Origin of the sequence: Actinoallomurus acaciae (assembly GCF_042429965.1) — a bacterium.
Taxonomy (GTDB): domain Bacteria; phylum Actinomycetota; class Actinomycetes; order Streptosporangiales; family Streptosporangiaceae; genus Actinoallomurus; species Actinoallomurus acaciae.
The window spans coordinates 4,471-10,999 of sequence record NZ_JBHLZP010000449.1 but is presented as its reverse complement, the minus strand read 5'-3'; the positions used below and the strand labels follow the sequence as shown (position 1 = coordinate 10,999).

The following is a 6,529-nucleotide window of genomic DNA, read 5'->3' as shown; positions in this document are numbered from 1 at the left end:
GGATGCGGCCGCCGCCACAGGTGCAGCGCCGCCGGGTCGCCGTGCTGCCGGCGCCGTGGGGTGACCGGTACCGGCTCTCCGTCCCGCGTCGCCCGCCAGGGCGCCCTCGCGCCGGTGCCGAGGTCCCAGTCGGCGAGGACGGCCGCCGACGTGTCGCGTTCGGTCAGCTCCACGGTGAGCTCGTTCGGCCCCGGCCGCAGCGCCGCCGCGATCTCATACCTCCGTACGCGCGGGGCGTCATGTTCGGCGTACGGGTCGAAGCCGCCCTGCCGTCCCACCTGGACGCCGTTGACCAGCACGCGGCAGGGCTCCACGGCCGCGACCTGGAGCACGGCGTTCGCCGGGACGGCATCGAGAGTGATCGTCGTGCTGAGCGCGACGCCGGTTCCGGGCCGCGCGGGTCCGGCCGGGGCGATCCACTCGGGCCGCCGGTAGCGCAGTGGGTCACGGACGAGCGCGATGTTCGTGCGCAGCCGCACGGTCTCGTCGGGCACCAGGCGCAGATCGAGAACGTGCGAGCCCGCGTCCAGGCGCACGGGGGCGGTCGCCAGGTGGCCGTGGTCTTCGAGGGGGAGTTCGACGCCGTCGAGCCAGGCGGTCGTGGCGGCCGGTGCGCCGACGGCCAGTGTGGCGTCCACGGCGTCGGGGATCCGCATCTCGGTCCGCAGGCGTACGGCCTGGTCCGCGCGTACGTCGCCGAGGTCGATGAACTCCTCCGGCACGTGCCCCTTCGGGCCCAGGGTCTCGCGGTGGATCGGGTCCTTGCGGATTCCGCGCGAGGCCGAGTAGACGACCGGCGTCCAGCCCGTGCCCGCCTCCGGCCAGGGGCCGGGCAGGTCATCGGGTCCGGCGGCGAGGGCGTGCGGCCCGAAGGTCGCGTGCGCGGTCTCCCAGTCCGCGTCGTCGTGCGACGGCGCGGCCCAGCCGTCGTGCTGGCCGTCGCCGGCGCCGGTCTCGCGCTCATGCCGGACCGCCCACCGCGCCAGGCCGGGCGGCTCGTCGGCGGGGGCGAAGTCGCCCCACGTGTTGTCCATCGTGGCGAGGAGTTCCATGTCCCACGTGGACCCGAGATCGAGCCACGCCGTCTCCGTCTCCGCTTCTGCCGGGCGTTCGGAACCGTCCTGGTCCGACCCGTCGAAGATGAGGAGCGCGGCGGGACCGTCGTCGAACGGGACCACGACCTCGGTGACGTCACCGTCGTGCCGGGCGGCGAGCGGCCGGACCGTCCCGCCGAAGGGACCGGCGAGCAGCGGCCGGCCCCGTACGCCGCGCACCCGCACGCGCATCTCGCTCGCGTACCGGCCGGGGTCGAAGTCGTAGGAGGCGTCCAGCCAGCCCAGCTCGATCCCCCTTTCGTCGGGGCGGCCGACCGAGGCGTCGGTGGCGCGAGGGAAGGCCGCGGTCAAGAGGACCAGGGTCGCCCCGCCGACCTCGCGGACGAGCGCGGGCACCGGCGCCTCCACCCGTGGCGATCCCGTGTGCTCCGTGGTCAGCGCGGCGGGCGTGTCGACGAACCGCGCGGCGCGGCGCAGCCGGGACAGGTCGCCCGTCCCGCCGACGACGCGTTCGGGGAGCGCGCCGACGGCGACGATCCGTCCGCCGTTCGCGGCGAACTCCTCCAGCCGCCGGGCGGTCTCGGCCTCCAGCACCGTGCAGCCGGGCAGGAGGACCGTGGCGTACGCCTCGCTCGCGACGGTGAGCCGCCCGCCGGTCACGGCGGCGCGCTGTACGGAGTCGTCGTCGATGACGTCGGCGTCGACGCGCAGCCGGTCGAGGACGCCGGGGACCACCCGGAACCAGGCCATGTCGCCGACCAGCTCGCGGTAGATCAGCTGTGCGCGCCCGGCGTCGGGATCGACACCGTCGAGCCGCGCGCCCGCCTGCGCGGTCGCGGTGGGCAGGAGCACCGCGACGTCGCACACGTGCCGGCCGAGGGAGAGCGCGCCGCACAACCGGGTGACCGCGTCGGCGAAGACGCGGTGGTGCGGCCAGTACGGCTGGCGCCAGTCGGTGGCCGGCGGCGCCCACTCCCACCAGCCGCCCTTGGTCGTGTAGTAGACCGCGTGCGGGTTGTAGAGCGTCGCGCCGGACCGCAGCCAGGGCAGCAGCCAGTCGAACGTCTCCTCCAGCGTGCCGCCCCAGCCGGTGGAGTGGAACGCCTCGATCCAGGTCCGCGGCCGCTCGTACAGGTGGGCCAGCGACGAGTGGATCCTCGCGTCTCCGTGATGGTCGGAGCCGGGCGCGCCGAACCAGCGATGCGTACGCGCGTAGTCGGCGTACAGCCGTACGCCGTCGACCGGGAGGCCGGCGCGTGCCGGGTCCTGCTGGTCGCAGCCGTGGAGCAGCCCGTGCCGTGCGTGCCACTCGGCGAGCGGGCGGAAGAACGCCTCCTCGGCCAGCTCGGCGCGGGTGCGGTGGTAGTCACGACGGAGCGCCGGGTCGCCCTCGCCGCCCGTCCACAGCGTGGCCAGGTGGGGCACGAGGTCGTAGCCGCGTCGCCGCTCGAACTCCGCGGCGAACTCCGGCGACCAGGTCGGCAGGGCCGGCAGCTCGTCCTGGAACGACCCGGCGATGACGGTGCCCAGCCGGTGCGGCAACCGGCGTTCGAACTCACCGTGCACCCGGTCGATGAGCGCGGCGCACGCTTCCCGCGACAGGTAGTCGAAGCCGCGGCGTACGACCTGCCCGGAACGCTCCAGCCAGCGCCCGGCGTACGCGGGCCGCTCCTCCACGAGCCGTGCCTGCACGTCGGCACCGGAGAATCCCAGCTGGTCATAGAACCACAGGAAGATCCCCAGCTCGTGCGCGTCGGCGCAGACGCCGTCGAACAGCTCCCACCACGGTTCGGAGAAGAACGCCGGCTCGTCGGCGTCGGAGCCGAACATCGGCCCCGACGGCGCGAGGTTCAGCACCACGAGGTTGTACACGCCGCCGGCGGCGAACCGTTCGAGCTGCCGGCGCAGCCGGACGCGGTCCAACGGCTCGCCGCTCCACCACCAGATCGCCGCGGGGGAGAACTCTGCGGGCGGGTTCGCCAGGATCTCCGCCAGCCGCGGCGGCAGGCCGCTCATCCCTTCAACCCGCTGGCGAACCCGCGGATGACGTAACGCTGGAGCAGCAGGAAGACCACGATGATCGGCAGCGCCGCGAGGACGAGGCCGGCGAAGACGAGGCCGTAGTCGGAGACGTACTGGCCGACGAAGGAGAAGATCCGCACCGGGACGGTCTCCTTCGCGGACCCGCCGAGGTAGAGCAGCGGCGTGAAGAAGTCGTTCCAGATGAACACGGCGTTGAGGATCAGGACGGTGCCGGTGATCGGCCGCAGCAGCGGGAAGACGACCCGGGTGAACGCCGTCAGGTGTGAGGCGCCGTCGATGAGCGCCGCGTTGGCGTAGTCGCGGGGGAGCGCCCGGATGAAGCCCGTGTAGAGGAACACCGTGAAGGGCAGTTGGATGCCGGTGTAGAACACGATGATCCCCTGGTACGTGCCGAGCAGGCCCAGGTGGTCGACCAGCTTGAACAGCGGAATCATCCCGAGCTGGAACGGCAGCACGATGCCGAGCAGGAACAGCACGTACAGCCCGTAGCCGAGCCGCGAGGCGCAGCGGGCCAGGAAGTACGCCGCGAACGAGCCCAGTGCGATGAGGCAGACCAGGCTCGCGATGGTGATCAGCGTGCTGTTGAGCAGCGCCGAGCCCAGCGACGCCGACGACCACGCACGCGAGAAGTTGCCCAGCGTGGGGGAGGTCGGCGGGGACAGCGGCGAGCTCGCGATCTGCTTGCTGTCCTTCAGGGACAGCACGACCAGCGCGTACACCGGGAACAGGAACGCCAGCCCCACCACGATCATGACGATCTCGAGCGCGAACGTCCGCAGCCCGTAGCGCAGATGACTCATACCGTGACCTCCCTGCCTCGCAGGTAGAAGATCTGCACCAGGGAGACCGCAGCGACGAACAGCGCCAGGACGAGTGCGATCGCGGTGCTGTAGCCGTACTTGCCGAAGACGAACGCCTGTTTGTAGAGGACCGTCGAGAGCGTCTCGCTGGAGTAGCCGGGCCCTCCGCTGGTCGCGGCGTACACCTGGTCGAAGAGCTTGAGCCCGCCGATCGTGGAGAGCATGACGTTGATCGTCAGTGACGGCGCGAGCAGCGGCCACGTGACGTAACGGAACTGCTGGAACCGCCCCGCGCCGTCGATCATCGCGGCCTCGCGCAGCTCGGCCGGGATGCCCTCCAGCCCGGCCAGGAAGATCACCATCGAGTAGCCGGCGTACTGCCAGACGACCATGCCGGCGATCGACCACACCACGAGCGAGGGGTTGCCGAGCCAGTCCTGGCGGAGGCCGCCCAGGCCCAGAGCGCCCAGAATGCCGTTGAGGCCCGCCTTGGGGTCGGGGTTGTAGACGTACTTCCACAGGAACGCGATCATCACCGGGCTGACCACGACCGGCGCGAAGAAGATGACGCGCAGCACGGTACGGGACTTGATGCGCGCGTTCACGCCGAGCGCGAGCAGCAGCCCGACGCCGTTCTGGACGATGACGATCGTGACGGTCAGCAGCAGCGTGTGGACGAGCGCGCCCCTCGCCTGATCGTCGCCGAACAGGTGGCGGAAGTTGGCCAGGCCGGTGAAGGACTTGCCGCCGATGCCGCTCCAGTCGGTGAAGGCGTACAGGATGCCCGAGACGCTCGGGTAGAGCACGATCGCCGCGTACACGAGCAACGCGGGGGCGACGAACCACCACGGCGGGGTGAGGAAGCCCGCCCGGCGGGCGCGGGACGCGCGGCGCGCGGTCACCGTGCCGGCCGGGCGGCGGCTGGTCAGCGTCATGACTTCTTCCGGTAGATCTCGTCCATCTTGGCCAGCCCCTTGTCCACCGTGGTCTTGCCGGCGAGGAGGTCCTGCACCACGGCGAAGTGGGTCGGCTGCACCTCGGCGTTGGGCCAGGCCTGGTCCATGAACGGCACGGCCCTGTTGTTCTCGATGAACGGGAGGAACGGGTTCAGCACCGGATCGATCTTGGAGTTCGCGTCCCGCTTGAGCGGGATGCAGGCGACCGCCTCGGCCCACTGGTCGATGTTCTCCGGCCGGCCCAGGAACTCGATGAAGGCCTTGGCCGCGTCCGCGTTGCGGCTTCGCGCGCTCACGCCCAGACCGACCACGACGCCCGCCGGGATCCACACGCCCGCCTCGTCGTCCGCGCCGGGGAACGGGAACATCGCCAGGTCGTCGGCGTTCGCGGCGGCCTTGCGGAAGTCGGGCAGCACCGCCGACACCTGCACGGCCATGGCCGCCTTGCCGGTCGCGACCATGGAGGTCTGCTGCTCGTACGTGGTCCCGTTGGGGTTGTCGTTGAAGAACCCGCGCTGCTGGAGCTGGAGGTACATGGTGAAGGCGTCGCGCCAGCCCGACTGGGCGAAGGTCGCCGATCCGGCCTGCATCTGGCTGTCGAACCGCGGGTTCTTCGCGTACACGGTCGAGGGCACGAGCGCGTACGAGATGAGCTGCGTGACCCACGGCGTCTGCGCGCCGAGCGCGATCGGGATCTTGCCGGCCTTCTTGAGCCTGTCGCACACCTGGAGCAGCTCGCTCCAGGTCTTCGGCGGTTCGACCTTCGCGTCGGCGAAGACCTTCTTGTTGTAGATCGCGCCGATGACGCTCGACCCGGCCGAGTAGATGAAGGTCTTGCCCTGAAGCTGGAAGGCCGGCTTGAAGTTGGCCGGGATGCTCTGCGTCCACTGCTGCCCGCTGAGGTCGGCGAGCAGACCCGCCTGCGCGATCTGCACCATCGACATCGCGCTGCCGTTGCCCGGGTAGACGACGTGGACGTCGGGCGCGTTGCCGGCGCCCAGTTGGGTGCGCAGCGACGTCTGCACCTGGTCGGTCGGCGCGTACGAGGTCGAGAACTTCGCCTGCGTGTACAGCCTGGTCAGCTCGTCCAGCGGTTTCTGCTCGTCCGCCACGCCCACGAGGCGCAGCGTCTTGCCACCGCCCGCTCCGGACGATCCGCCGCACGCGGCCAGGGAAACCGGGAGCGCCGCCACGGCGGCGAACCCGCCCGCCGCACGCAGGAACTCTCTGCGGTTCCGCTCGAATCGGAGTGTCATCCTGTCCTCCTGGCAAAGAATCGGTAGTCCCCCGACTCCACGCGGTACACGAGCGTCTTTCCGCCTGTGGCGGCCGTCTCGATACCGACGAACTCGACCCCGGGGCTCTCGCCGGCGGGGTGTTCTCCTTCTCGCACGGCGGCGTCATCCGCACCGGGGACGTGCACGGTCGCCGTCGCCCCCGGAGGGACGGTCACGTCCAGCCGGAACCCGTCGCCGTCCTGCCGCCAGCGCACCGCGATCCGGCCGCGCGGCGACTCGTACGCCGCCTCCGCCCGGCACGGCTCGCCGTCGAACGGCCGCGGCCGGATGACCGGCTCGCGATAGGCCACCGAGCCCGGCGCCTGGTCGAGCCCGGCCAGCCCGCGGTACAGCCACTCGCCGACCGAGCCGAGCCCGTAGTGGTTGAAGGAGTTCAT

At 71.4% G+C, this 6,529-nt stretch carries 5 protein-coding genes; all 5 read right to left on the bottom strand.

Annotated elements, in window-relative coordinates:
- Positions 1 to 3,071: glycosyl hydrolase (locus ACFFNX_RS38135; RefSeq protein WP_378210961.1), on the bottom strand; the 3,071-nt coding region annotated here is incomplete at its 3' end.
- Positions 3,068 to 3,898 (bottom strand): carbohydrate ABC transporter permease, encoded by an 831-nt coding sequence (locus ACFFNX_RS38130; RefSeq protein ID WP_378210959.1) that lies wholly within the window; start codon positions 3,896 to 3,898, stop codon positions 3,068 to 3,070. The genes ACFFNX_RS38130 and ACFFNX_RS38135, both read right to left, overlap by 4 nt.
- On the bottom strand, positions 3,895 to 4,833 hold the full coding sequence (locus tag ACFFNX_RS38125) for a carbohydrate ABC transporter permease (RefSeq protein ID WP_378210958.1): 939 nt from the start codon (positions 4,831 to 4,833) through the stop codon (positions 3,895 to 3,897). Before ACFFNX_RS38125 ends, ACFFNX_RS38130 begins: the two co-directional genes overlap by 4 nt.
- Complete coding sequence (locus tag ACFFNX_RS38120; RefSeq protein ID WP_378210957.1) at positions 4,830 to 6,110, bottom strand: ABC transporter substrate-binding protein; 1,281 nt, start codon at positions 6,108 to 6,110, stop codon at positions 4,830 to 4,832. Before ACFFNX_RS38120 ends, ACFFNX_RS38125 begins: the two co-directional genes overlap by 4 nt.
- On the bottom strand, positions 6,107 to 6,529 hold a 423-nt coding region (locus ACFFNX_RS38115; protein WP_378210955.1), incomplete at its 5' end, for an alpha-L-rhamnosidase C-terminal domain-containing protein. The genes ACFFNX_RS38120 and ACFFNX_RS38115, both read right to left, overlap by 4 nt.

What these genes read in the sequence shown, in the direction of transcription:
- ACFFNX_RS38130 (WP_378210959.1), bottom strand. Translation starts at nt 3,898, where the DNA reads ATGAGTCATCTGCGCTACGGGCTGCGGACGTTCGCGCTCGAGATCGTC.
- ACFFNX_RS38125 (WP_378210958.1), bottom strand. Translation starts at nt 4,833, where the DNA reads ATGACGCTGACCAGCCGCCGCCCGGCCGGCACGGTGACCGCGCGCCGC.
- ACFFNX_RS38120 (WP_378210957.1), bottom strand. Translation starts at nt 6,110, where the DNA reads ATGACACTCCGATTCGAGCGGAACCGCAGAGAGTTCCTGCGTGCGGCG.